Genomic DNA, 24,206 nt, shown 5'->3' with positions numbered 1-24,206 from the left:
ATAAGTGCTTATTTCTTAAATTTTTGTCAGCTCGATTGTCCAATCATTGCCTGTCCCAATTTTATATACGGCAGAAAATGAATCTAAGTTGACTCCGAGACCAACATTTAATAATGAATTGATATAAAGTACCGCTTCTTTTGGTGCGACTTGCGCAAACGACCGACCAAAGACGACTTCGTCTTGGTAACGTACAACGCCTTGATAGTATATTTTCACTAACAGGCTTTGTCCATATTCAACTTGCCACTTTTTAAAAAAGGCAACTGGGATGTTTGTCCATAGTGAACCAAAACGGATATCCGTAATATCGATTGTCCCAGTGATTTTATTTTCATTTTGAACAGGAGCAATCAAAGGAAATGTCACTAATTCATCGATTGAAATCACCGAACCTAATTCCACAAACGTCACTTTTTTACTTGCCAAACGTGCGCCATTATAAACATACACATCACGTCCATGGAAGGTGTGGCTTTCTGATGATCCTGGCAAGCGCTGAGTTTCTTCATCGATTTGTCGGACTTCCTTGATTCCCACATATTGCGCTAAATAAGTCAACGTACCGTTGTCTGGCGTGATGACATATTGTCCATCTTGCAACTCCGCAACAACGCTCCGGCGCGTTGAACCAACTCCTGGATCGACGACTGAAACAAAAACAGTTCCTGCCGGCCAATAAGTCACGGCTTGTAACAATCGGTAACTTGCGTCATGAATATTATACGGTTCAATCTCATGTGTTAAATTGTTGATGTTCAATGTTGACTCGACTTGGTAGGCCACTCCATACATCGCATTCACTGCCCCATCTTGCAACCCAAAATCCGTTTGAACTACTAAAAATCCTGCCATAAATTTTCCACCTTCCAATTGTTCTTTGAGGTTGATCATTGAATCTTTTTACCGCTTAGGGTCGTCACCCGTTGCCTAAAAAGCAAACACAAAAAATGCCCTCAGCAAAAATTGCTAAGGGCATTGACTATGCGTTACCACCTTTAATCGTAAAATCTTCACAGACTTCACCTCGATCAGTACCCAAAAAAGTTGCATCTTGGAGACTGTGTCCTGTTAACGGGGGCATCCGTATTTCCTTAAACATTCGGGAAATCCGCTCAAAAGCCATTTTCATGTAATGAATCGACATTCCATTTCACCAAACAGGAACTCTCTTTAGAAAATTTCATTACTTTACTTTCTTTTTCATCGCGTTTCATTCATTTTTCATTGATTGTTAATAAAATAGCAGAGAAGAGTTAACTTGTCAATGAAAACTTGCTTATCACTAGCCACGAAAAACTGCTAAAAGACCTGCTACTCATTACCTCAGTTACTATAAGTTAAACAATATTAGTTTAATTTCAATCGATGAATTCCAAAGAAAAGCCGCTACCTCAAATTATAATAAGCCACAAATACATTTTTATTTAATGAACGATCTCTACCGCTCTTTTATTTCTTGGTACTCACGATTTTCTGAAACTTCCATATAAGCTGGTCGAATGATCTTTTGTACATTCACCAACTCTTCTACACGATGAGCTGACCAGCCGACGATTCGAGCAATCGCAAACATCGCTGTATATAATTCTTGCGGCAGATCTAACATGTGATAAACAAAACCGCTGAAAAAATCGATGTTCGCGCTGACACCCTTGTAAACTTTGCGGCTTTTTTCGATGATTTTCGGTGCTAGAGTTTCGACTTTACGATATAAGTTGAATTCAGCGGCTGCCTCAGAACCTTTTTCAGTCGCTAATTTCTCAACGTAGTGCTTAAAGATTTCCGCTCGCGGATCAGATTCAGCATAAACGGCGTGTCCCATACCATAGATCAACCCCTGCTTATCGAAAGCCTCTTTCTTTAAAAGTTTTTCTAAATAGGCACGAATCTGATCTTCATCTTCGCAATCTGTAATACTTGCTTTTAAGTCTTCCATCATTTGTGTCACTTTGATATTGGCGCCTCCATGCTTTGGACCTTTCAATGAACCGAGTGCCGCTGCAATTGTTGAATAAGTATCTGTCCCGCTAGAAGTAACGACTCGGGTAGTGAAAGTCGAATTGTTTCCTCCTCCATGCTCCATATGTAAAACTAATGCCATATCTAATGTTTGCGCTTCTTGGAATGTATATTTTTTATCTGGCCGCAACATCGTTAAAATGGCTTCCGCTGTACTCAAGTTCTCATCTGGACGATGGATATACATACTAGCCCCCTTGCTATAATGATTATAGGCGTGGTAAGAATAGACCGCAATCATTGGAAACGCAGCGATTAGGGACAAAGATTGATCTAAAACATTCTCAATACTGATATCATCAGATTCATGATCGTAACATCCTAACGTTAGAACACTGCGAGCCATCACATTCATAATATTATGTGATGGCGCCTTCATAATAACATCACGCACAAAGTTTGTCGGAAGTGTTCGTCTTTTACCGATTCCCCCTTTGAATTCCGCTAATTCACATTGGGTCGGTAATGAACCAAATAATAACAAATAACTAATTTCTTCAAACCCGAAACGCTCTTCAGAAACAAACCCTTCCACTAGTTCATTAATATTAATTCCACGGTAACGCAGTTCACCAGATTGGGAGATGATTTTATCGCCTTCCATCACTTGTGAATGGATCGTAGAAATGTTGGTAAGACCGGCCAAAACACCTTTTCCATCAAGATCACGCAACCCTTTTTTTACATGATGCTTCCTATATAAAGAAGCTTCTAAATAATCCTTTTTGCGACAAACATCTGCCATTTGGTTTAAATCTAACATTACCGTGTCCTCCTAGTCTTTCGTTTACTAAAAATATAGTTAGAAATCATTATAACATCATTATTTTAAAATTAAATAGTTTTAATAATTTCATTTACTTTTCATTTTTTTATTCGTATAATATAACCATTCATTCCAAAAGGCAGTGTATTTAGGAGGGGTTTTTCATTGGGCTGGAAAAAAGAACTTATCGTTAATAACGAACAATATACATATTTCGATCTTTCAACGATTGTTGCTAACTATCAGAAAAAGATCACTGATTTCCCATACAGTATTCGCGTATTATTAGAAAGTCTCGCTCGCCATCAAGAGATTACTGATTTAGAAAAATTGATCGGTTTTGATCCGAAGAAACCAACGGGGGTTGTCCCCTTTCGACCGTCACGCGTTGTTTTACAGGATTTCACAGGCGTTCCTGCGGTTGTCGATCTTGCGGCTATGCGTGATGCCGTAGTAGCTTTAGGCGGTGATCCCAAAATCATCAATCCTGAAATTCCAGTTACTTTAGTCGTAGACCATTCTGTTCAAGTAGATCATGCGGGCACGAAAGAAAGCTTGTCCTATAATACTGAAAAAGAATTCGAACGTAATCATGAACGGTATCAATTTCTAAAGTGGGCGCAACAAGCATTTGACAATTTTGATGTCGTCCCACCTGAAACTGGAATTATCCATCAAGTCAATCTTGAATATTTATCTGATGTCATTTTAAAAGATGAGGAAAATCTGCTCTTCCCAGATTCTTTAGAGGGAACCGATTCCCATACGACGATGATCAACGGACTGGGCGTCCTTGGTTGGGGCGTCGGCGGTATCGAGGCAGAAGCGGCTATTTTAGGTGAAGCGTCTTATTTTCCTACACCAGAAGTAATCGGAGTAGAAGTAATCGGAACATTAAGTCCCGGTGCGACAGCAACGGACTTGGCACTTTTTCTAACGGAACTTTTACGTAGTAAAAAAGTAGTTGGGAAATTCGTTGAATACTTTGGATCTGGCTACAAAAATCTGAGCCTTTCTGATCGCGCGACAATTGCCAATATGGCACCAGAATACGGCGCTACTTGCGGTTTTTGCCCAATCGATGAAGAAACACTGAGCTATCTTCGTTTGACTGGCCGTTCTGAAGAACAAGTCAATTTAGTCGAAGCGTATGCAAAGCAAAATCAGCTTTTTTACGATGGGACCAAAACGCCCTGTTACACGCGCGTAATCCACTTAGACTTATCTACTGTCCATTCTTCTCTTGCCGGACCGAAACGACCGCAAGACCGAATTTTATTAGCTGAAGTCGCAGAAAATTTTCAAGCATCGTTGACTAAGCCAAATGGACCGCAAGGCTTTGGTTTAGCAGCTGCTGAAATCGAGCGAGAAATAGTGTTAGAAAACACAAAAGATTCGATTGAAACAGGTGATTTAGTTTTAGCTGCGATCACCAGCTGTACCAACACAAGCAATCCTTCTGTCATGGTAGCTGCTGGACTATTAGCAAAAAAGGCCGTGAAGTTAGGATTGCGCGTACCAAAAACAATCAAAACTTCTTTAGCTCCCGGCTCAAAAATCGTGACAAGTTATTTAGAAAAAGGCCATTTGCTCGAACCTTTGGCTGAGTTAGGTTTTGATATCGTAGGCTACGGCTGCACTACTTGTATCGGAAATTCTGGTCCCTTAGAAGCTGAAATCGAAACTGGTTTAAAAGAAAGTGAATTAGTCGTCTCAGCAGTCTTATCCGGTAATCGAAATTTTGAAGGACGGATCCACCCATTGATCAAAGCAAACTATTTAGCTTCTCCCCCACTAGTTATCGCTTATGCTTTGGCAGGAACGATCAAAAAAGATTTAACTAAAGAGCCGCTTGCGACAATTGATGGAAAAGCTATTTATTTAAAAGATCTATGGCCTGCTCAAGAAGAAGTGAATGCTTACATCAATGATTTCTTAGACCCTAAAGATTTTCGTGATGCGTATAAAAATATTTATCACTCCAATGAACGTTGGAACCAAATTGAAACTTCTAAGGGTGCTTGTTATGAGTGGGATGACGATTCTACTTATATTGCAAATCCCCCTTTCTTTACCAACTTAAATCAAACGATAGACGAAACAACCTTAAAGGATCTAGCGGTTCTAGCTAAATTTGGCGATACAGTGACGACAGATCACATTTCGCCTGCCGGAAATATTGGCCTTCAATCGCCTGCCGGAAAATATTTAAAGGATCATGACATCGCTTATAAAGACTTCAATTCGTTTGGCTCTAGACGCGGAAATCATGAAGTGATGATGCGCGGCACCTTTGGAAATATTCGGATCCAAAATCAATTGACTCCTGAGACAACCGGTGGCTATACAAAACTAGCTACAGGTGAAGAACTGTCAATTTACGATGCAGCGATGGTTTATCAAAAGAAGCAAATCGGCACTTTGATCCTCGCGGGAAAAGATTATGGAATGGGTTCTTCCCGCGATTGGGCGGCTAAAGGAACCAATCTCTTAGGCGTCAAAGCAGTCTTAGCAGAAAGTTATGAACGAATCCATCGCAGCAACCTAGTTATGATGGGCGTCGTCCCTTTTGAGTACCTCTCAGGAGAAACAGCCCAAACACTTGGTTTAACCGGGATAGAAAATTACAGTTTTGACTTTCCCATCGAGCCGCACATCAATCAAGTTATTGATGTGACTGCCCAAGGCAAGCAAACGACCCATTTCAAAGTTAAATTGCGTTTTGATTCAGAAGCAGATATTGCCTATTGGAAAAACCAAGGGATTCTGCCGTTAGTCATCCACAAAAAAATAAGAAAGGAGCAGGCTTAATGACAAAACAATTACATCCTGTCATCCCCTATATCGAAGGCGATGGTATTGGTACAGAAATTTGGCGGGCAACACAAAAAGTTATCGACGCTGCTGTCTACTCAGCTTATCAAACTGAGCGGAAAATCACATGGCTAGAAGTTCTCGCTGGTCAAAAAGCTTTTGACCAAACGGGGTCCTGGCTTCCTAAAGAAACTCTGGCGGCTTTAAAAAAATACAAACTTGCTATTAAAGGTCCTTTGACCACTCCTATTGGTGAAGGCTTTCGCTCATTAAACGTCACCTTACGGCAAGAATTGGATCTTTATGCTTGCGTGCGGCCAATTCGCTATTTTAAAGGGGTTCCTTCCCCTTTAAAAGCGCCCGGAAAAACTGACATGACGATTTTTCGTGAAAATACCGAGGATGTCTACGCTGGAATCGAATTTGCCAGCGAATCCGCTGAAGCAAAACGACTTTTAGACTTTTTAACGAAAAAATTAGCGGTGACTACCATTCGTTTTCCAGCGACAAGTGCGTTAGGGATCAAACCGATTTCTCAAGAAGGAAGTCAGCGTTTGATCATGGCCGCTTTGGATTACGCACTTGAACACGAAAAAAAACGTGTGACATTTGTCCATAAAGGAAACATCATGAAATTTACTGAAGGCGGCTTTAAAAACTGGGGCTATGAATTAATTGAAGAAAATTACCCGCAAGTTTTTACTATGAATCGCTATAAAAAGCTTTCTGCTGAGATAGGAGCCGAAAAAGCAGATGCGGCACTAAAAGAAGCAAAAAATTTGGGGAAGATCATAGTAGATGATGTTATCGCGGATAATTTTTTGCAGCAGATTCTCTTATACCCAGAAAATTATCAAGTTGTAGCGACAACAAATTTGAATGGAGATTATATTTCTGATGCCTTAGCTGCCCAAGTTGGCGGTATCGGTATCTCGCCAGGAGCAAACATCAATTATCAGACAGGACATGCAATTTTTGAAGCTACTCATGGTACAGCTCCAGATATCGCCGGCAAAGGTTGGGCCAACCCCTGTTCCTTACTTCTTTCCGCTGGGATGATGCTGGATCATTTAGGTTGGTTCGAAGCAAGTGAGAAAATCACAGCTGCCATCGAACAAGCTTTACAAAGCAAACATGTAACTCACGACTTTGCTCAAGCATTGGATACCAACGCGCTGTCTACTGCGGAATTTTCTGACTACTTAATCAACGTTCTGTAAAAAACTCACTAAAACTCGTTGATTTGGAAATAACTCGCTTAATCGTTGTTATTAGGTACAAAAAAACCACTCAAAATAATAGTTGAGTGGTTTTTTAGATAGACCGATTTATTAATTAAAGAAACATTTCTTATAATTAATTCCCGCTATTTCACTATATTTAATTAATACTTGTCCGTTTACTTGATCGATTTTATCCGCATCTAGCCCATAAAAGCGCTCTACATTCACGATACAACCGTTGTTTTCTTTACGGACTACCTCACCAATGATCGGCCGAGCAAAATCAGTTTTACGGCACTCATAGCTTTCTCCTACAATAATCGCTTCTTTATTCATTCAACCACCTCATTAATGTTTTATACTACACTTATATAATAGCACTAAAGTGTATTAAAAACTACATTAACAGTGTTATTTGTCAAATAAACGTTTTTTAAGCGATATTTTCTGGTTCTAGTCGATAGTTTCTAATAATAACGACACATATTGTTCTAAATATAATTGATCGATTTGATCATACATACCAATTTCGGAACTATCAAGATCCAGTACACCAATCAGCTGATCCTTTTTCTTCATAGGTACTACGATTTCAGAGCGTGCCGCTGAATCACAAGCAATATAATTTTTATGTTCTAAAACATTTTCAACAATCAACGTTTGATTTTTTTCTGCCGATTCGCCGCAGACCCCTTTTCCCATGGCAATATGAACACACGAAACATTTCCTTGAAATGGTCCTAAAATCAATTCATCATTTTTAAACAAGTAATAGCCAGCAAAAATCGTTTCTTGTAATGTTTGATTTAATAAAGCAGATGAGTTTGCCAAGTTGGCGATCAAATCTGTCTCTCCTTCTAATAATGCTTTTTGCTGTAACAATAATAATTTATAGGCTTCTTCTTTTTCTGTTTGATTTTTCCAACTCACAATAATTCCTCCTGTTTTATTCGATCTCAATCGAACATCGCTTCTTTGTCCATTCTTATCAAGAATAAAATTTATAACTTTTGATTTATTCTACCCTAACTCAGAAGAGAACTCCATCGATAGTATTCTTAGCTTACATCCCTAAAAAAGAGTCCCTCCAGTAAAAAAGCTCACTTTATTAGTTGATTGACTTTTTCCTTCTATTATTAAATATTTCATTACTATTACAATCTATACGGTTAAATAAAGTTTCGACTACTTTAAGCTTTTCAACTCGATCTTCTTATATAATTAAATCCGAAAGATGAAAAGTGAGGGAACCCATTGATTAAATTAAAAAAATATACGGCACTAACTTTATGCGCCTTAACATTAACTACCGCACCATTGAGTGTATTAGCCGATGAATATGATCAAAAGATCACGGATCAAGATAAAAAAATCTCTGAATTGCAGCAAACGGAACAAACGGCGGAAGAGCAAAAAGCGGCATTGGAACAACAAGTTGCAGCTATTGAACAAGAAGTTGCAGATGTTTTAAAAGAGAAAACTACTGAAGAAAAAAAATTAAGTGATTTGACTGCTAAGATTGGACTTCTTCAAGATAAAATCCAAAAACGCGAAGAACAGATTCGTAATCAAGCACGCGATGTTCAGACCAATCATGATTCTGCTTCAATCGTAGACGTTGTCATCAACGCGAAATCTGTTGGTGATGCTGTGAAAAAGACAATAGCTGTCTCTACTATTTTAAGCGCAAGTAAAGATATCATGGAACAACAAACAAAAGATAAAACTGAACTTGAAAAACTTGAAAAAGAAGCAGAACAACGCCTACAATCGATCAATCAGAAAACAACTGAGTTAAAAGCGAAACAAGATCAACTTGTCCAAACAAAGTTGGATCAGCAAGTGAAAATCAATGATCTTCAAGCAAGTATCGCAACTGAAAAAGATCAGAAAAAGAAATATGAAAAACAAAAAGAAGATGCTGAGAAGAAACGTCAAGCAGCTTTGAAAGCGTTAGAAGAACAACGTAAAAAAGAAGCAGCCGCACGTGAAAAAGCGCAAGCCGAAGCGGAAAAGCAAGCAAAAAAAGCAGCTGAAGAAGCGCAAAAAGCGGCAGAAGAAGCGCAAGCACAGGCAGCCGCGGCTGAATCTGAAAAACAAAAACAAGCAGCTGAAATTGCTCAACTAGAAGCGCAACAACAAGAACAACAAGCAAAACAACAACAGGAGCAAGCACAAACTGTAACTGATACAAATGCTAGTCAGGTAACAACAAATCCTGCAGAAACTGCGTCTAAACCAACAGAAAACAGCAGTGGCTGGGCCGCTCCTTTATCGATCGGTCTATCTGTAACTAGTCCCTTCGGTTTGCGCCAAGATCCAACCGGTGCTTCTGGTACTCAGCATGACGGAATAGATTTTGCTGGTTCTGCCGGTACTCCTATCATGGCATCTAAAAGTGGAAAAGTTGTTGAGTCAGGTTTCCATTGGTCCGCTGGCAACCATGTTGTGATTCAACATTCAGATGGTCATTACTCATATTATATGCATATGGTTTCTGCACCAAGTGTCTCTGTCGGTTCTGAAGTCAGTGCCGGACAAGTTTTAGGCGGCATGGGAACGACCGGAAATTCGACTGGTGTTCACTTGCATTTCGGTGTGTCCACCGCTTTATGGTCGGGATTTGTTGACCCTGCTCCATTATTAGGTATTTAAAAAAAGAAAAAGAGTGCAACGGTATCTGTTAGATACTGTTGCACTCTTTATTTAATAACTGCCGCTTTCATTCTGCTTCTTCGATATCTTTTGAAATATCTTCTAATTTGATCTCATTAGCTAAGTAATCCGCACTTTTTATTGGAAAGTTTTGTCGAAATTCCGCCAACTCCATCAACTCGACCAGCCCTTCTTCTAATGAAAAATCTAGGACATGCCCACCAAAATTCCGATCATCACTAATGAAATGCAAATGAAATCCAGCTGCAGCGGCTCCTTGGAATAATCCTGGTGTAAAGAAACCTACGATTGTCCCAGTGATATTATCTGCCGAAAATTCTGGTTGATTCCGCGCAATCTCTACAAAGCGCGGATAAGGTTTTTGTTGTTTGGGCACTACGCGTACGTGCATATGGTTGAATGTACCGCTTATTTTAACAGCCGAAAATAAATTGTGACTAATTTCTGCTGAAATCTCTGTTTTTACAACAGCATCAGAGACATTCTCTAAAATAAATTGCTTTTCAGTTTCAAAATTAGTGACTGCTGCATAAGGTGTCAGCTCATCGCCAGTTAATTGAGTGACTTTTCCCGTTTGATCGACATGATAGATGACGCCATCTAAGATAATGACTTCACCATTTGCACCTTCCAACGTCCCTAAACCGAAATCGCCATAATTTACTAAAGTCCCAATTTTTTCTGTACCTTCCAACAAATCTTGCATCAACCCACCAAGTGTTCCATGCTGATAGATATAATTTCTTCTTGTTTTCACTGTCATGAGTAATCCCCTCTTAATAAAATTGATCCGGTAAGATTGTCTTGCCTAGTTCTTTGTTATCAGAGTAATCGATTGGAATATCGATGATAACCGGACCCTCTGTTGCCAATCCCGCTTGAATAGCTGCTTCTAGTTCGGTTTGATTCGTCGCACGCAACCCTTTTGCTCCAAATGCTTCTGCATATTTCACAAAATCGACCGGACCAAAATGAACGCCTGAAGAACGGCCGTATTTCATTTCTTCTTGAAATTCCACCATATTATAACTGCCATCGTTCCAAATCAAATGAATAATTTTTTGTTTCAACCGAACCGCCGTCTCAAGTTCTTGTGCTGAAAATAAGAAACCGCCATCGCCAGAAATAGAGAAAATTTGTGTCTCTGGCCGCACCAATGCCGCTGAAATCGCCCATGGTAAAGCCACACCTAGCGTTTGCATCCCATTGCTGAATAATAAATGACGGGGTTCATAACTGCGGAAATGACGTGCCATCCAAATATAATGACTTCCTACATCAACAGTTACCGTCATTTCATCAGTCACATTTTTTTGCAACGTTTCAATAACTTCTAATGGATGTACCCGCCCATCAGCGGTTTTGCTTTTTTGTTTGCCATTGGCTAATGTTTTTTGCAATGTCGCTAAATACTGATTAGCATCTGTTGACAATTGATAAACTTCGATCGAATTACTTAATTTTTCAATCGTTTTCGCGATGCTTCCAATCAATTCAGCTTCCGGCTGCATGTATTGATCAATCTCCATTGGAACTTCATCGATAACTACTACCCGGGCATCTTTTTCTGCATTCCAGTTGCGGGCTTCATATTCAATTGGGTCATACCCGATCGCTAGAATCAAATCGCTACGCTTCAATAACATATCTCCTGGCTGATTACGGAACAATCCCACTCGGCCAAAGAAATGTTCTTCCAATTCACGAGAAATAATCCCGGCCCCTTGGAATGTTTCAACTACTGGCAAGCCAGTTTTCTCAACTAATTTTCGGATTGCCTGTGTTTCTTTTTCACCAGAAGCCCGCATACCAACTAATAATGTGGGTAGTTTCGCTTCTTGGATTCGTTTTACCAAATCTGCGATGTCTTCATCGTCAGCTGTGCCCAATACAGGTGTTGATAAAGGTTTGATTGCTTCGCCTTCAACATCTCCATCTGTCACGTCTTGCGGAATCGATAAGAAACTGGCTCCTTTTTTAGCTGTTTTAGCGATTCGAAAAGCATTCGCGATGCTTTCTGACAATGTTTCTGAATCTTGGATCTCTGAGCTATATTTTGTAATCGGTGCAAACAGTGCTGCATTGTCCATACTTTGATGAGTCAATTTTGAAAGGTCTGAGCGTTTCACTTGGCCAGCCAACGCTAGAATCGGATCGCCTTCTGCAGTCGCAGTAACTAATCCTGTGGCTAAATTACTTGCGCCAGGACCACTTGTTGCAATCACTACTCCGGGCTCTCCTGTTAAACGTCCAATAGCTTGTGCCATAAAAGCGGCGTTTTGTTCGTGACGAGTTAAGATCAATTGCGGACCATGATCCTCTAATGTATCGAATACACCGTCGATCTTAGCACCGGGAATCCCAAAAACAAATGGCACGCGATGATTTTCTAAACTATTAACAATGATTTCTGAACCTTTCTTGCTCACTGTATTACATCTCCTTAAAATCTGTATTAATTATATTTGCTAATATAGCACCTATGTCTATATTTATCAACGATGAAACATCGGTTCAAATTGTTTTATCATAATTCTAAAAAAGAAGCCTTTTATTTAAGACTTCTCTTTTATTTTGAATATTCTTATTCTGTCTGCCACTTCAATCAGCTCTTTTGAACCATTTCTACCACTGTTAAATTGAAGTTAGCAGTTCAATACAAACGTTGTACCAATTTTTACTCGATCCTGTTTTTCAAAAGTACTATTCAATTCTAAGAAAGCTTTTTTAGTGATACTTTTGATTGTGATCAGAAAAAAATTATGGGATAGTAAAGATGTACCGTTCAACTCGCTGCTGAAGTTAAAACCATTGTTGGTTTATTTGAAGCTATCTGTTAGTACTACTCACTGAAGATGTTGAAGAAACTTTTTATTTCGATTCTAGTGATCATGAATAAGTTTTGCTGTTAACTGAACCTAAAAAAACGTAAGCGGCTCTTCCTATTCAAAAAATAAAATAAAATGCTTGCTATGAAACGAGTTTCATAAATTATACTTTCCTCGTAAAGAAAAAGGAGGAATTTTTTTATGAATACTTATGTGAAAGTTCAGCAAGATAATCTCCAAGAACATTTTCAAGTTTCCCTGCATTTTTCTGATAAACAATTGCAGCTTGTAAGAAGCCGTGGATTCAAACGGCCGACTATCCAGAACCTTCAATTGACTGAAATCAAACATCTATTTATCAATGAATTTTTGGGCTGTCCCATTATTAGTTTCTTTTATCGAGACCGCCGGTATACATTTTATCAATCCGGCCTTGGCGTCATCGAGTATTTAAAAGAACATTTACTCGTTTAATAAAGTTAGAAGAGGTGTGTTTCATGGCAAATATCCGCGATATCGCAAAGATCACTGGTTACTCTGTTTCCACGATTTCTCGCGTCATTAACAATCATCCTTATGTGGATGAATCAAAGCGAGCAAAAGTCTTGGAAGTAATGAAAGAACTAAATTACGTTCCGAATCGCTCGGCGCAAAATTTAAGTTACGGCAAAACAAAAAATATCGGCGTCGTCTTGCCGTTTATCGACCATGCTTACTATGACCAGATGCTCAGCGGTATTATGCAGGCGGCTTTTCAGCATCGCTACCGTGTCAGTCTGTTACCGACAAATTATGATCAAGAACTTGAAAAAAGCTACTTGGATGAATTTGCGACAAAGACTTATGACGGTCTGATCGTTACGACCAAATCAAACCCCATTGAAGTTTTTAACGATTATCATCAATACGGTCCCATCGTTTTTTGCGAAAATATCCCGGATGCATCTGTCAGCTGTGTTTATTTCAATTTAGCGAGCTCATTGCGTGAAGCCTTTCAATACTTGAAAGACAAAGGCGTAGAGCATCTTGGAATGACTTTAGGACGCAGCAAAAATATCAGCCATAACTCAAAAGTAACCCTTCAGATTGCTGAAGAAATTTTTCCTGGTTTTGATAGGGAAAATATTTTTTGGGATTGTTGCGTTCATGGCCAAGACGGGCAAAAAGCAGTGGAATTTTTCGAAAAACGTGAAGTTGATGGCATCTTAACAAATGGTGATGAGATTGCCGCAGTCATCGTAGCACACTCTTATGACAAAACGCCTTTAGTAATCGGGCGCGAAAATTTATTGATCAGCCGTTTAATCGGTTTTCCCAGCATCGATCATCACTTAGCAAAGATTGGACAACGAGCTTTTGAAGCATTCTTTTATCATAAGCAAGAAAAACTATGCATCCCTCATGATTTTATTCAACGTTGAACCCCAAAAGGTTGTGACATTTTGTCACAACCTTTTTTATAAGTCTTCGTCAAAACAAAATTTAAGCAGTAATTTCAGCGTCTATTGTTAGCTTTTAAATTCAAACGCTAGTAAACGATCGATTATTCTTACAAGTTCTTCAGGTGATTCCTTTTGTCCGCGATTGATCCAGTCTTGCAAAACACCAAATAATGCATTGCTCAAAAATAACAATGCATAATGAATCTCTGCAGCACTTTCAAGTTTCAAATCCAGCCGCGGAAAAATATTTATCCGAGCATTTTCTTGCATCATTCGTTTAATATAATTTTGAACCTCCACTGAACCATTCTCTGATATCAAAGCAGCGATGAGTTTGCCTTCACTTTGCAAATATGACAGCATATTGAGGAACAGTTTTGTCTTGCTGTTTTCCGCATTCATTTGGATAAATTGATTGGCTTGATCGCGAAACTCTTTTAAATTTGCTTCAACCAAATCGTACTTATCTACATAATGAAGATAAAAACCGCTTCGACTGACCTGAGCTTCTTCGCAGATATTTGTCACTGTGATCTGCTCAAATTTTTTAGTTTGAAGCAGTACAGTCATTGCAGCTAAAATATTTTTTCGGGTCCGATAATAACGTAAGTCTTCTTTCAATTCTATCCCTTCCTCAAAATAGTGAACAGTATTTTTTCATTTGTTCATTATCATTATTCTTTCCTTGCAACAGGCAGCTGTCCTTTTATAATTCATATAGTACAAAATAATAGACACCCTGTCTGACATGTCAATTTTAATAGTTTAAAAATAGAGGCTTTACAGGAGGAATAAAATGACTACTGATAAATTTGCGGCAAAAATGACCGCCGCCTACAAATCTTTCGATCAACACGCGATCTTAAAAGATGTTAATCTTCAAATAGAGACTGGAAAAATCATCGGATTGATCGGACCTAGCGGTGCTGGGAAATCTACTACCATCAAATGTTTGTTGGGGATGGAAAAGCTGGATCAAGGCGAATCAACCGTTTTTCAAACTAAAATGCCCAATCGAAAAATATTAAGCAGAATCGGTTATATGGGACAAAGTAACGCTTTATACAATGAATTGACTGCCAAAGAAAACTTACTTTTCTTTGGACAATTGACCGAGATGTCAAAAGAAGAATTGACTCAAGCAATCGAGCGAACGATGAATTTGGTCAATTTAAACGAATTTATTGACCAGTTAGTCGTAACGTATTCTGGCGGAATGAAACGCAGACTATCTCTAGCAATCACTTTATTAGCTGATCCCGATCTGATTGTCTTAGATGAACCTACTGTTGGGATTGATCCAAGTTTACGTGCGGCTATTTGGAACCAACTCCGCTTGCTAACAGAAGCAGAAAAAACAATCATTGTTACCACACATGTAATGGATGAAGCTGAAAAATGTGACGCTGTCGGCTTAATCATCGCCGGGAAAATTTTTGCATTCGGCAGTCCAACTGAACTAAAACAAAAATTTAAAGTGCATTCTATTGAAGAAGTTTTCTTAAAAGCGGAGGGCGAGACAAATGAAGCGTTTTAATGCAGTTTTAACTAGAGTATTAAAAGAATTGATTCGTGATAAACGAACCTTGGCACTCATGCTGATTGCTCCGATCCTTATTTTATCGTTAATGAATATCGTGTTTGATTCAAACTCAGAAACTAAAGTGACAATCGGCATAGACGATACTGTCCCTTCCACGCTAGCAAACAATTTCCCTGCTGACAAAGTTGAAATAAAGAGCTACCCTAAAAAAACAACGATTCGAGACATGATTGAAAAAGACGATCTCACTGCTTTTATCACATTGGATAACTCAGCTGTCAAAGTGACGTATGAAAACGAAGACCCCGGCAATACAGCAAGTATCAAAGCTATGATCCAAAATATTTTAACAACCAGCAAAATAAAAGAAATGAGTCAAGCGTTGCAAAAATCGGCGGCCAATGCCCAACCTATTGCTGTTCAAAAGCTCCATATCAAAAACTCTTATGTCTATGGCGGTGCCAATAGTACCTTCTTTGACAAGATATTTCCAATTTTGATTGGTTTCTTCATCTTCTTTTTTGTCTTTTTTATTTCCGGCATCGCGTTATTAAAAGAGCGGACTAGCGGAACATTGGAGCGCTTGTTAGCGACACCAATCAAACGCAGCGAAATCGTCTTAGGCTATTTAGCAAGCTATGGCTTATTTGCCATTGTCCAAACCTTTGTAATCAGTCTATTCTCAGTTTATGTACTTGACTTGCACATTGCTGGAAATTTGATTTGGGTAATTATAACAAACATTTTGATTGCGTTAACCGCCCTTTCCATGGGAATTTTTGTTTCGACTTTTGCCAGCTCTGAATTTCAAATGATCCAATTTATCCCATTAGTCGTCATTCCGCAGATTTTCTTTTCAGGCTTGATCTCATTAGATACCATGGCACCTTGGGCGCGCTATCTTTCCTATATCTTTCCCTTGAGTTACGGAGGAGACGCTTTGACTGCCATCATGATCAAAGGCCAAGGCTGGGAAACGATTAAATTTGATCTGCTGATTTTGATTTTATTCATCACGGGATTTACTTTATTAAATATTACTGGATTAAAAAAATACCGAAAAGTTTAAGTCCTGTCTTACACTCACTGGAAAACACTCTATCATTAGAAAATCACGGGAAAAATATTTGTAAAAGACACATTTTATTTTTAGTGTGTCTTTTTACTTTTTCTGGTAGTCCACTCCATACAAAAAGGGAATGTGGCAAAAAGCATGCCCCATCCCCTTTTTAAAACAAACAATGTTTCATTAATTGTTTGAAAGTCACCCATTTGCATAATCTTTATGGAATAATTTTTAATCGTCTACATCAGTTTCTAGCACTTCACCTGTTTTCGCGTCAATTTTAACTTCTGTTTCTTCATTTCCATTTGTTACCTTGATCTCCCAATAAGTCGTCCCATCCTCTTTATCCAGACTCCAATCAGTCGCTTTCCCATCTCCAACATGTTCTTCAGCAATATCAGATACTTGCTTGATACTCAACAGATCCTGCAAATCCAATTTATCCTCTGTTCGTTTAACACCCGCTTGATCTTCTGTATCTAGATTTTCTTCACGTTCTTTAGAAACAGCTTTCGTATTGGCATCTACTCGTAGCTCATATTCTTTGTCGTCATCGACACCTTCGATTTTATACAAATATTTTCCCAATGAGGTTTCTAAATCAATGGATGTAATCTCACTATCAGGATACGCCTCTTGATAAGCTTCGATCGCGTCATCGACGCTCACCTTAAAATCTGTATCCGTTGTATCACTTGCCTTTGTTTGACTTGTTTCTTGTGCAGAACTAGAACTGGAACTGCTCGAATATTCCGGATTGCTCCCGCAACTTGCTAAAACCGCAAGCAGCGCTGCCGATAAACCTAAGACAATAATTTTTTTCATGATATTCACTCCTTAATCTATAGGAAATAAGTCGACTGAAAGCCGACTCCCAATTTACAAATACACATTAATCATTACATTTATCTAGTGAATTGTAAAATCATTGAATTGTTTTATCATCAAAAAATTATATTCAACCCATTTGTTTTCAATTTAATAATATCATTTTTTTCAACATTATATTTATTATTAAATGGCAAGCGATCAAAGATTTAGATACTTCGTCCTTGTTATCGATAGCTTTCTTTTAAGTAAAAGAATAATTCGCAGATAATTTATATAGTTAACGATCCAAAAAAAGGAACGTACGGCTTTACTAATTTTTCTAGTAAGGAACTTCTTTCTAAGTAGTTTTAGCCAATTAAAATTTCATAAATTATATAGAGTTCCCAAGTTGATATTTTAATTTTATAAAATTGTTCCAGTGTATAAAAGATCGTTTGGACATTTTGATAAAAGGGTTTGCTATTGATACTTAGCTGATTGATATCTTCTGGAACTGGATAATCCTCTGCACCTAGAATAGTACGTTCTACCATTAAGGCTATATGCATCATCAGATTAAACTTCATCTTAGCATTTAGCTGCAAGCTAAATCTTTTCTCACATTTTCCAACCACATCTTCTACTTGCCGAATAATAACATCTGGATTTAAAAATTCAAGTTTTTCTGATAGGCCTTCTTTAGAAAAGAAATGAATGAATTCATTTACCAATAACGGGATACTACTAGGATGAATCAAATTTTTTAATTGCATGTTCAATTGATTTTCAGCATCTTCATCTAAAACATCAATTAAGTTGATATTCGTGACAGGCGTCTTATTATCTAAATAAGAAGTCGTCAAGATCGCAGCTGTCTCTTTTAAGTATCCCTCCTCTGAATAAGCCCGTTCTAAGGTGTTTACTAATTCGCTAAAATTCAACACTATGAGTTTAATATCTGGATTAAAATATTTCTCGCAAATTGCTTTAATTTTTTTAGCAACATCACGTCCAGAAATACTTGCAATGATCACATTTTTTTCCACAGAAAATCCTTCAAAGTACTGTACATTAGTAACAAAATCACGTTCAGCTTTTTTCGCAATTTCATAAAAAAGATTCCCATTGACCAATTGTTGCCCAATTTCTAATGCATAAGAAGTTGTTAAGTTATTGATCACTAGAAGTTCCCCTAAAATCTGAGGTTTCAAACTTTTATAAAGTTGTGTTAACGACCCCATGTCGACTAACATGATAACTCCTTCAGAGGTGTCTCTTTCAGAAAGCCAATCATTGACTTCTGCTACGATGTCTCGGGCTGAAGAAGAGAGCGGCATATTAATTGCATCAAAAACATAGTCGCCGCACATTTTATTGGCTACTGCTTGAATGCTGCTTGCCGTTGCGTTACCATGCGCAACAAGAAGTGCTTGATAACGAATTTCTTCTGAGACCTTGCCGATTAACAGGATTCCCAAGAAAAAAGCAACAAAATTCTGGACTTCTGAGGGTACATTTTTAGTAAGATTCGTGACAAGCAGCAATGTCCTAGGATATTGTTTTGAAAACAAATACATCTTCTCTTCTATTTTTTGGGAAGATAGTTCTCCTTTTAGCACTTGCAACAATCTGCAAACGGTCTCTAGCGCTTCTTTCGTCATCAGCTCGTTATCAATAACACAACGGTTTTGTTTTTGAATACTTGTTTTTATATTTAGTGCTAGACTGTCATTTATTAATGTCACGGTATTTTCCAAATATCGACTATCAAAAGATCGCAGTTCTTCCTTTAATTTAACAAAATCAGTTATTTGCAAAAGCGGCGTGATTTTTTTGACAAAAAGATGTGTATCTTCTACTAATGTCGGAGCAGGAGGATAATTGATTTGAATAACAGGTTGCTTGTTTTCTCCAACAACTAATTCTTGACTGTTTGGAGATATACGCAAGGCATCTGCGCAAGCCATTCTTACCTGATTAGCCAAGCTTCCAATATTTCCCGACAATTCTTGTGTTGCTAGTGCAGAAAAAATATCATTTGAAATCGTGATGCTTTTCTTGATTCGTTTTGACTCACGTTCAAATAAATATTTAACAAGTTCTATCCTTTCAAAAATCGGCCGCTCATGAAATGTAGGCAAATCAATAATCACCGAAATACGACGATAAAATGTCGGTAACAAGACCTCTTCAGGTATTTCCGTTGTAGCAAATAATAACCGTACATTGGAATGAATCAATTCCGCCTCTTCTCCCACAGGCCGAAACTTTCCAGTATCCATAAATTGAAATAATTTCTCTTGATTTTCATGAGATAATCGGTGGACTTCATCTAAAAATAAAACACCATTGTCGGCCTGAGCTAAAAGACCTTTCTTTTCCTTCTCAGCGCCGGTAAATGCCCCTTTGATATGGCCAAATAAAATCGAAGAAAGCAATTCAGGATTATTCGCATAGTCTGCACAATTGAAAACAAAAAAATTTTGTGCCCCATTATATTTTTTTTCGTGTAAATAGTCAAAAATCAATTGTGCCAAAAAACTTTTCCCTACGCCACTCGCTCCATGTAAAAGAAGCGGCAGACCTAATGGTGGGTATAAGACAGCCGCTTTACATTTTTCGATTGCTTTTTTTGCACTGCCTTCGCTTCCAATATATTGTAAAAAGACATCTCCAGCCTCATTATAGTCTGGTGTTGCGATTGACCAATAGACTGGTTTTGTCCCACTTTTTTGAATTTCATTTCCATCTAATAATTCATTTAAATACAAACTTGTAGCTGATCGACTCAATGAAATAGCATCTGCAATTTCTTGAGTTGTTGAAGCTTTTTTTTGTGCCAATAAGTCCAATAATTGTTCCCGTGTCTCTTGTCGCATCGTTTAGCCTCCCCCAATAAAAATACCGTATCTTAGACAACTTGTCATCTGATTAAATGTTCAGCTAAGATTGTTTAATCATCGTACTAAAAACTATCACAGTCAAAGTAGGATTAAACATACTCTGAACTGCGATAGTTTTTTTGATCAAATTTCTATATGTGTGTCATCGGGTGCTAAGTAGTCGAGATAACAATTCTATCACTGCTTCATCATTATATTTTACTTCTAGTACTGACAATTCATCCTTGTCGCCAAAACGGTTTAACCAAATCGGTTCCCAATTTGCGGCTAGAGCAGGAACAATGTCATTTCTATAACTATCTCCTAAATAGAGTATTTTTGTAATATCTGCCGGTAATTGATCCGCCACCTTTTGAAAACAACTCACATTGGGCTTGGCATCGCCTAATGCTTCTGAAATAAACTGCCATTTTGGATCAATGAAACGACTAAGTTTCAACTGGTCTAATTTAGTTTGTTGTTGTTGGGTAAATCCATTCGTTAAAACACCACAGAGAATACCTGCATTTTTTAAAACTTGCAAAAGAATAGTCATTTCAACAGACAACGCTTGCTTCTTTTGACACTCATGATAATAATTATCCAGATCAATTCTATTAGAATCATCAGCTACCTTTAGTCTTTTTAAAACAGATGACCAGCGATCATAATTATGGATTGCTCCAACTTTCCCTTCATGATATCGTTGATAAATTTTCTCACTATGCGAACGAAAATCACGATAAAGTCCTAAAAAATGATTCTCATCAATTGAAGAATCTGGAAAATACTTTTTCAATGTACACTTGAACGCACTATAATTATCTAATAGTGTATCATCGATATCAAAAAAGACTGCACTTTTATTTAACATACACCTAACAATCCTAATACGATCCCTAAAAACATGATTCCAAACATTACAATATTCACATTAACTTTTTTCCGTAATAACCAAAAAGCAAATAGTGTGACAACTAGGGGAATAATCCCGACAAACAATTGATCAAGATAATCTTGGATCTTCATTACTTCTTTACTACCTTTTACACTGACTTCTAAAATTGTTTTGAATTTAACATTTGAAGCCGTCATTGAGCCCATCATCATTAAGCCTAGCATACTAGAAGCCTTTGTTAATATCTTCATACCACCTGATTCGTACATACGTTGAATGAAGCTAGCCCCAACAGAATAGCCGCTATACAATGCATAATAATGAATCAGAAAAGCAGGAACGTTATAGATTAATAAAAACATGATCGCGCCTAAAGGAGAACCCGTGGCTGCCAATGAAATTCCTATTCCAGCTGCGATTACTCGTAAAATCCCCCAGAAAAATGAGTCGCCGATTCCTGAGATTGGTCCCATCAAGGATGCTTTAACGGCTGTAATCGAACTAGGATCAAAGTGTTCATCTTCACTGTTTTGTTTTTCCATTGAAGCCACAAGCCCCATAATGAAATTATTGATGTGCATTGTAGCATTGAACCAAGTCGTGTGACGAACGATTGCTGTTGCGCGCTCTTCTTTTGTTTTATAAAAACGATTAATTACTGGTAGTAATGTATAGATTACTCCAACAGCATGATATTGCGTTGCTCCTGTACGACTAGCATTCATTGTCCATGAACGCCAAAAGACTGAGCGCATCATTTTCTTTTCTTCTTTGGTTAGATTTTCTTGAAATTTCATGCGAAAAAGTCCTCCTCTTCTTCAGTTTTAGTCATGGAACCGGTGTGGTGATTTCCAGCACCATTGCCGACATCTCTAATTTCAAGATCTCTTTGTGCACTGATAACACATATAACTACACCGATAACGGCAACTGCTATAGCTGGTAATTGAACATACGCGGTTAGAACAAATCCTAAGATATAAAAAACTGCTAGTTTGTTATCCCACAATAACTTCATCAACATGGCAAACCCTACTGCAGGCAACAATCCGCCGGCGGCACTAAGACCATTCATCAAATTTTGCGGAATATTTTCAACAAATGTGTTTACCGGACCACTACCAGCCAATATCCCAATGAAAGAAATTGATGCGATAATCAAGTAATAGATTACCCAAGTACCATAGTGAAGCGTGACGATCATTTTTTGGTTATTTTCCCGTGCTGCCTTATCCAGAACTGGGGCGAAAATATTCATAAAGACATTCTTTAAGAACATTACGACAAATGCTGCTAACATCCCGATTGGTACTGCTAATGTCATCGCCGCGTTTTGTTCCACATTAGAAATAATTGCAAAAGTAGTTGCTAAAGTAGTTGCAGTCACTGGTTCTGCTGCGATTACGCCTCCAATATTTACATTTCCTAAAAAGACTGCTTCTAATGATGCGCCCATTAAAATACCGGTTTTCATATCTCCCATCAAAATACCCGTTACGAGTCCTACCACTAAAGGACGCTCCATCATACTTTGTCCAGTCAAATAGTTCCCCGCAAAACAGATAAACACCGCTAAAGCTGCCATCGTTGCATGCATCAACATATTGGTTCCCTCCTATTTTAATGCTTCTTTTAAACTTAATTGTGGATTTGTTGGTAAAACTTGGTTATAGCTATTAACACGTTCCAAGTGAGACAATTCTTTGGCAGCTGCTAGTTCATCAGGATTTAGCTGCACACTAGGGAAAACCATTGTTTTTGTTTTTGGATCAGATTTATCAAATCGTCCAGCATTGGCTACATTTACAGCTGCTAAATTTTCGACATTTTGAGCGATTTTATTAGCATCCGATACACTATTTACAATGACAAAAATACGTTTGTCAGCACCTCTAGGATCATTGAATACTTTAATAGCGTCCTCTACTGAACGAATTAATAACTTCATGCCATTTGGTACTGCCATCTTTAGCGTCATTTGCATTACCTCATTTTTTGCTGCCTCATCATTTGCAACTACTAGTAGTGGAGCATTCAATTCTTTTGTCCAAACCACCGCTACTTGTCCATGAATCAATCGATCATCAACACGAATTTGAGTTATCATTATTTTTTCCTCCTCAGGATTTTTTCTATTTAATCGTTCTATTTAAAAAAATGTTTCTTCTTCCGGTAATTGTGTCGTTACCAAACGGACTTGACTTTCATTAATTGCTTCATTGATACTTTGTTGTGTAAAAATCTCCTTTTCTGGTATCAAAACTAAAGTTAAAATAATAGCCAAATTACTATTGGAAACAACAAAAATTTGGTCTTTCTTACTCAGCATGAGTTCAGTCACAACCTTTTGGTTAACACTGCCTCCAAATAGATCAGTAAAAATTATTCCTTGTTCATTTTCTCCAACAGACCCGATGAACTCTTTAATGATTGGCGTATAGTCCTCATCCGTTAAATAGGCATCCACTACATTAAGCTCCGCACCTTTATCTGCTAGAATAGTCAGGGAGCTCTGAAACCCACTTGCTAGTTGCCCGTGTGTTGCAACCAGGAATTTTTTTTTCATCTTTATCACCTCACTTTATTATATGCAAGTGCCGTGCCAAAAAAAAAGAGAAAAAAGTGCATTAAGAATACACGATTTCTCCTTTTCAATCTGTTTAAACAGATGCTTTAATTTTTAAACACACCATTTTTCAGTAAAACTCTTAATAAAATTGTAAGGCCTTGCCCTTTTTTCCCCTTTTCGTTTTCTGATGCGTTTATCAACGGTATTTTAACTCAAATAAAAAAAGAAAAAGAAAAAGCCCTTGCTACTAGGCAAGGGCTTTGCTTCATCAGATAACAATAGATTAACGACGAATTTCTTTGATACGAGCTGCTTTTCCGTGTAATGCACGTAGGTAGTAAAGTTTTGCACGACGTACTTTACCGTAACGAACTACTTCGATTTTCGCAACACGTGGAGTGTGTAGTGGATATGTACGTTCCACACCAACACCGTTAGAGATTTTACGTACAGTATAAGTTTCGCTGATACCAGCTCCGCGACGTTTGATAACTACGCCTTCGAATAACTGGATACGTTCGCGAGTTCCTTCAACAACTTTCGCGTGAACGCGAACAGTGTCCCCAGGACGGAATGCTGGGATATCCGTACGTAATTGTTCTTGAGTTAAAGCTTCGATTAATGGATTCATTTTATCATTCTCCTAATTTCCAAACAATCTTAGAGT

Annotated in this window: 22 protein-coding genes and 1 other annotated feature; of the genes, 7 read left to right on the top strand and 15 right to left on the bottom strand. The window is 38.0% G+C overall.

Translation table 11 applies throughout. From position 1 onward, the window contains the following. Positions 1-15: 15 nt before the first annotated feature. Together FFM68_RS12660 and FFM68_RS12655 are read right to left on the bottom strand one after the other, a co-directional pair. Positions 16-855, bottom strand: a complete 840-nt coding sequence (locus FFM68_RS12660) for an SAM hydrolase/SAM-dependent halogenase family protein (RefSeq protein WP_137619644.1) — start codon at positions 853-855, stop codon at positions 16-18. A gap of 113 nt (positions 856-968) precedes the next feature. After that, positions 969-1,216: a binding site (T-box leader), on the bottom strand. A 225-nt stretch (positions 1,217-1,441) separates the two neighbouring features. Next, positions 1,442-2,767, bottom strand: coding sequence for a citrate/2-methylcitrate synthase (locus FFM68_RS12655; RefSeq protein WP_371852027.1), 1,326 nt, complete (start codon positions 2,765-2,767; stop codon positions 1,442-1,444). Positions 2,768-2,953: 186 nt separating this feature from the next. On the opposite strand from FFM68_RS12655, the gene acnA reads away from it, so the two are divergent. After that, a complete protein-coding gene (acnA, locus tag FFM68_RS12650) occupies positions 2,954-5,599 on the top strand; it encodes an aconitate hydratase AcnA (RefSeq protein ID WP_137619642.1) in 2,646 nt (881 codons plus the stop codon). After that, positions 5,599-6,822, top strand: coding sequence for an NADP-dependent isocitrate dehydrogenase (gene icd / locus FFM68_RS12645; RefSeq protein ID WP_137619641.1), 1,224 nt, complete (start codon positions 5,599-5,601; stop codon positions 6,820-6,822). The genes acnA and icd overlap by 1 nt, the downstream gene beginning before the upstream one ends. Before the next feature lie 111 nt (positions 6,823-6,933). On the opposite strand, the gene FFM68_RS12640 is transcribed toward icd, so the two are convergent. Beyond that, positions 6,934-7,161 carry a hypothetical protein gene (locus FFM68_RS12640; RefSeq protein ID WP_137619640.1) on the bottom strand — a complete coding sequence of 76 codons (228 nt, stop codon included), beginning with the start codon at positions 7,159-7,161 and terminating at the stop codon, positions 6,934-6,936. 117 nt (positions 7,162-7,278) lie between these two features. After that, the gene (gene msrC, locus FFM68_RS12635; RefSeq protein WP_137619639.1) at positions 7,279-7,755 is read right to left on the bottom strand and encodes a free L-methionine (R)-S-oxide reductase MsrC; all 477 of its coding nucleotides are present in this window, start codon (positions 7,753-7,755) and stop codon (positions 7,279-7,281) included. Between the two features lie 324 nt (positions 7,756-8,079). On the opposite strand from msrC, the gene FFM68_RS12630 reads away from it, so the two are divergent. Continuing rightward, the gene (locus FFM68_RS12630; protein ID WP_137619638.1) at positions 8,080-9,480 is read left to right on the top strand and encodes a peptidoglycan DD-metalloendopeptidase family protein; all 1,401 of its coding nucleotides are present in this window, start codon (positions 8,080-8,082) and stop codon (positions 9,478-9,480) included. A 67-nt stretch (positions 9,481-9,547) separates the two neighbouring features. On the opposite strand, the gene budA is transcribed toward FFM68_RS12630, so the two are convergent. After that, the gene (budA, locus tag FFM68_RS12625) at positions 9,548-10,264 is read right to left on the bottom strand and encodes an acetolactate decarboxylase (protein WP_137619637.1); all 717 of its coding nucleotides are present in this window, start codon (positions 10,262-10,264) and stop codon (positions 9,548-9,550) included. Between the two features lie 13 nt (positions 10,265-10,277). Then, entirely contained in the window at positions 10,278-11,930 is a 1,653-nt protein-coding gene (alsS, locus tag FFM68_RS12620) for an acetolactate synthase AlsS (protein WP_137619636.1), read from the bottom strand. Between the two features lie 600 nt (positions 11,931-12,530). On the opposite strand from alsS, the gene FFM68_RS12615 reads away from it, so the two are divergent. Both FFM68_RS12615 and FFM68_RS12610 read left to right on the top strand, forming a co-directional pair. Beyond that, positions 12,531-12,803, top strand: coding sequence for a hypothetical protein (locus FFM68_RS12615; protein WP_137619635.1), 273 nt, complete (start codon positions 12,531-12,533; stop codon positions 12,801-12,803). Between the two features lie 23 nt (positions 12,804-12,826). Further along, positions 12,827-13,750 (top strand): LacI family DNA-binding transcriptional regulator, encoded by a 924-nt coding sequence (locus FFM68_RS12610; RefSeq protein WP_137619634.1) that lies wholly within the window; start codon positions 12,827-12,829, stop codon positions 13,748-13,750. An 87-nt stretch (positions 13,751-13,837) separates the two neighbouring features. Here the strand turns inward: FFM68_RS12610 and FFM68_RS12605 are convergent, their stop codons facing one another. Beyond that, positions 13,838-14,392, bottom strand: coding sequence for a TetR/AcrR family transcriptional regulator (locus FFM68_RS12605; RefSeq protein ID WP_137619633.1), 555 nt, complete (start codon positions 14,390-14,392; stop codon positions 13,838-13,840). 175 nt (positions 14,393-14,567) lie between these two features. On the opposite strand from FFM68_RS12605, the gene FFM68_RS12600 reads away from it, so the two are divergent. After that, positions 14,568-15,308 (top strand): ABC transporter ATP-binding protein, encoded by a 741-nt coding sequence (locus FFM68_RS12600; RefSeq protein ID WP_137619632.1) that lies wholly within the window; start codon positions 14,568-14,570, stop codon positions 15,306-15,308. Next, a complete protein-coding gene (locus FFM68_RS12595; protein WP_137619631.1) occupies positions 15,295-16,383 on the top strand; it encodes an ABC transporter permease in 1,089 nt (362 codons plus the stop codon). The genes FFM68_RS12600 and FFM68_RS12595 overlap by 14 nt, the downstream gene beginning before the upstream one ends. A 228-nt stretch (positions 16,384-16,611) precedes the next feature. Here FFM68_RS12595 and FFM68_RS12590 read toward each other — a convergent pair whose 3' ends face one another. The 8 genes from FFM68_RS12590 to rplS all read right to left on the bottom strand — a co-directional run bounded on the left by FFM68_RS12590 (position 16,612) and on the right by rplS (position 24,170). Next, entirely contained in the window at positions 16,612-17,205 is a 594-nt protein-coding gene (locus FFM68_RS12590) for a PepSY domain-containing protein (protein ID WP_174784521.1), read from the bottom strand. Positions 17,206-17,558: 353 nt separating this feature from the next. Continuing rightward, a complete protein-coding gene (locus FFM68_RS12585; RefSeq protein ID WP_137619630.1) occupies positions 17,559-20,069 on the bottom strand; it encodes a sigma 54-interacting transcriptional regulator in 2,511 nt (836 codons plus the stop codon). A 166-nt stretch (positions 20,070-20,235) separates the two neighbouring features. Continuing rightward, the gene (locus tag FFM68_RS12580) at positions 20,236-20,946 is read right to left on the bottom strand and encodes an HAD family hydrolase (RefSeq protein ID WP_137619629.1); all 711 of its coding nucleotides are present in this window, start codon (positions 20,944-20,946) and stop codon (positions 20,236-20,238) included. After that, the gene (locus tag FFM68_RS12575) at positions 20,940-21,767 is read right to left on the bottom strand and encodes a PTS system mannose/fructose/sorbose family transporter subunit IID (protein ID WP_137619628.1); all 828 of its coding nucleotides are present in this window, start codon (positions 21,765-21,767) and stop codon (positions 20,940-20,942) included. The genes FFM68_RS12580 and FFM68_RS12575 overlap by 7 nt, the downstream gene beginning before the upstream one ends. After that, positions 21,764-22,573, bottom strand: a complete 810-nt coding sequence (locus FFM68_RS12570) for a PTS mannose/fructose/sorbose/N-acetylgalactosamine transporter subunit IIC (RefSeq protein ID WP_137619627.1) — start codon at positions 22,571-22,573, stop codon at positions 21,764-21,766. The genes FFM68_RS12575 and FFM68_RS12570 overlap by 4 nt, the downstream gene beginning before the upstream one ends. 12 nt (positions 22,574-22,585) lie before the next feature. Continuing rightward, a complete protein-coding gene (locus tag FFM68_RS12565; protein ID WP_137619626.1) occupies positions 22,586-23,077 on the bottom strand; it encodes a PTS sugar transporter subunit IIB in 492 nt (163 codons plus the stop codon). A 42-nt stretch (positions 23,078-23,119) separates the two neighbouring features. Next, positions 23,120-23,536, bottom strand: coding sequence for a PTS sugar transporter subunit IIA domain-containing protein (locus FFM68_RS12560; RefSeq protein ID WP_137619625.1), 417 nt, complete (start codon positions 23,534-23,536; stop codon positions 23,120-23,122). 286 nt (positions 23,537-23,822) lie between these two features. Continuing rightward, positions 23,823-24,170 (bottom strand): 50S ribosomal protein L19, encoded by a 348-nt coding sequence (gene rplS, locus FFM68_RS12555; protein ID WP_137609293.1) that lies wholly within the window; start codon positions 24,168-24,170, stop codon positions 23,823-23,825. Between the last annotated feature and the right edge of the window lie 36 nt (positions 24,171-24,206).

Origin of the sequence: Enterococcus xiangfangensis, assembly GCF_005405365.1 — a bacterium.
GTDB lineage: Bacteria > Bacillota > Bacilli > Lactobacillales > Enterococcaceae > Enterococcus_A > Enterococcus_A xiangfangensis.
Note: the sequence above shows the minus strand (reverse complement) of the source record. Positions and strands in the feature narration are given on the sequence as shown.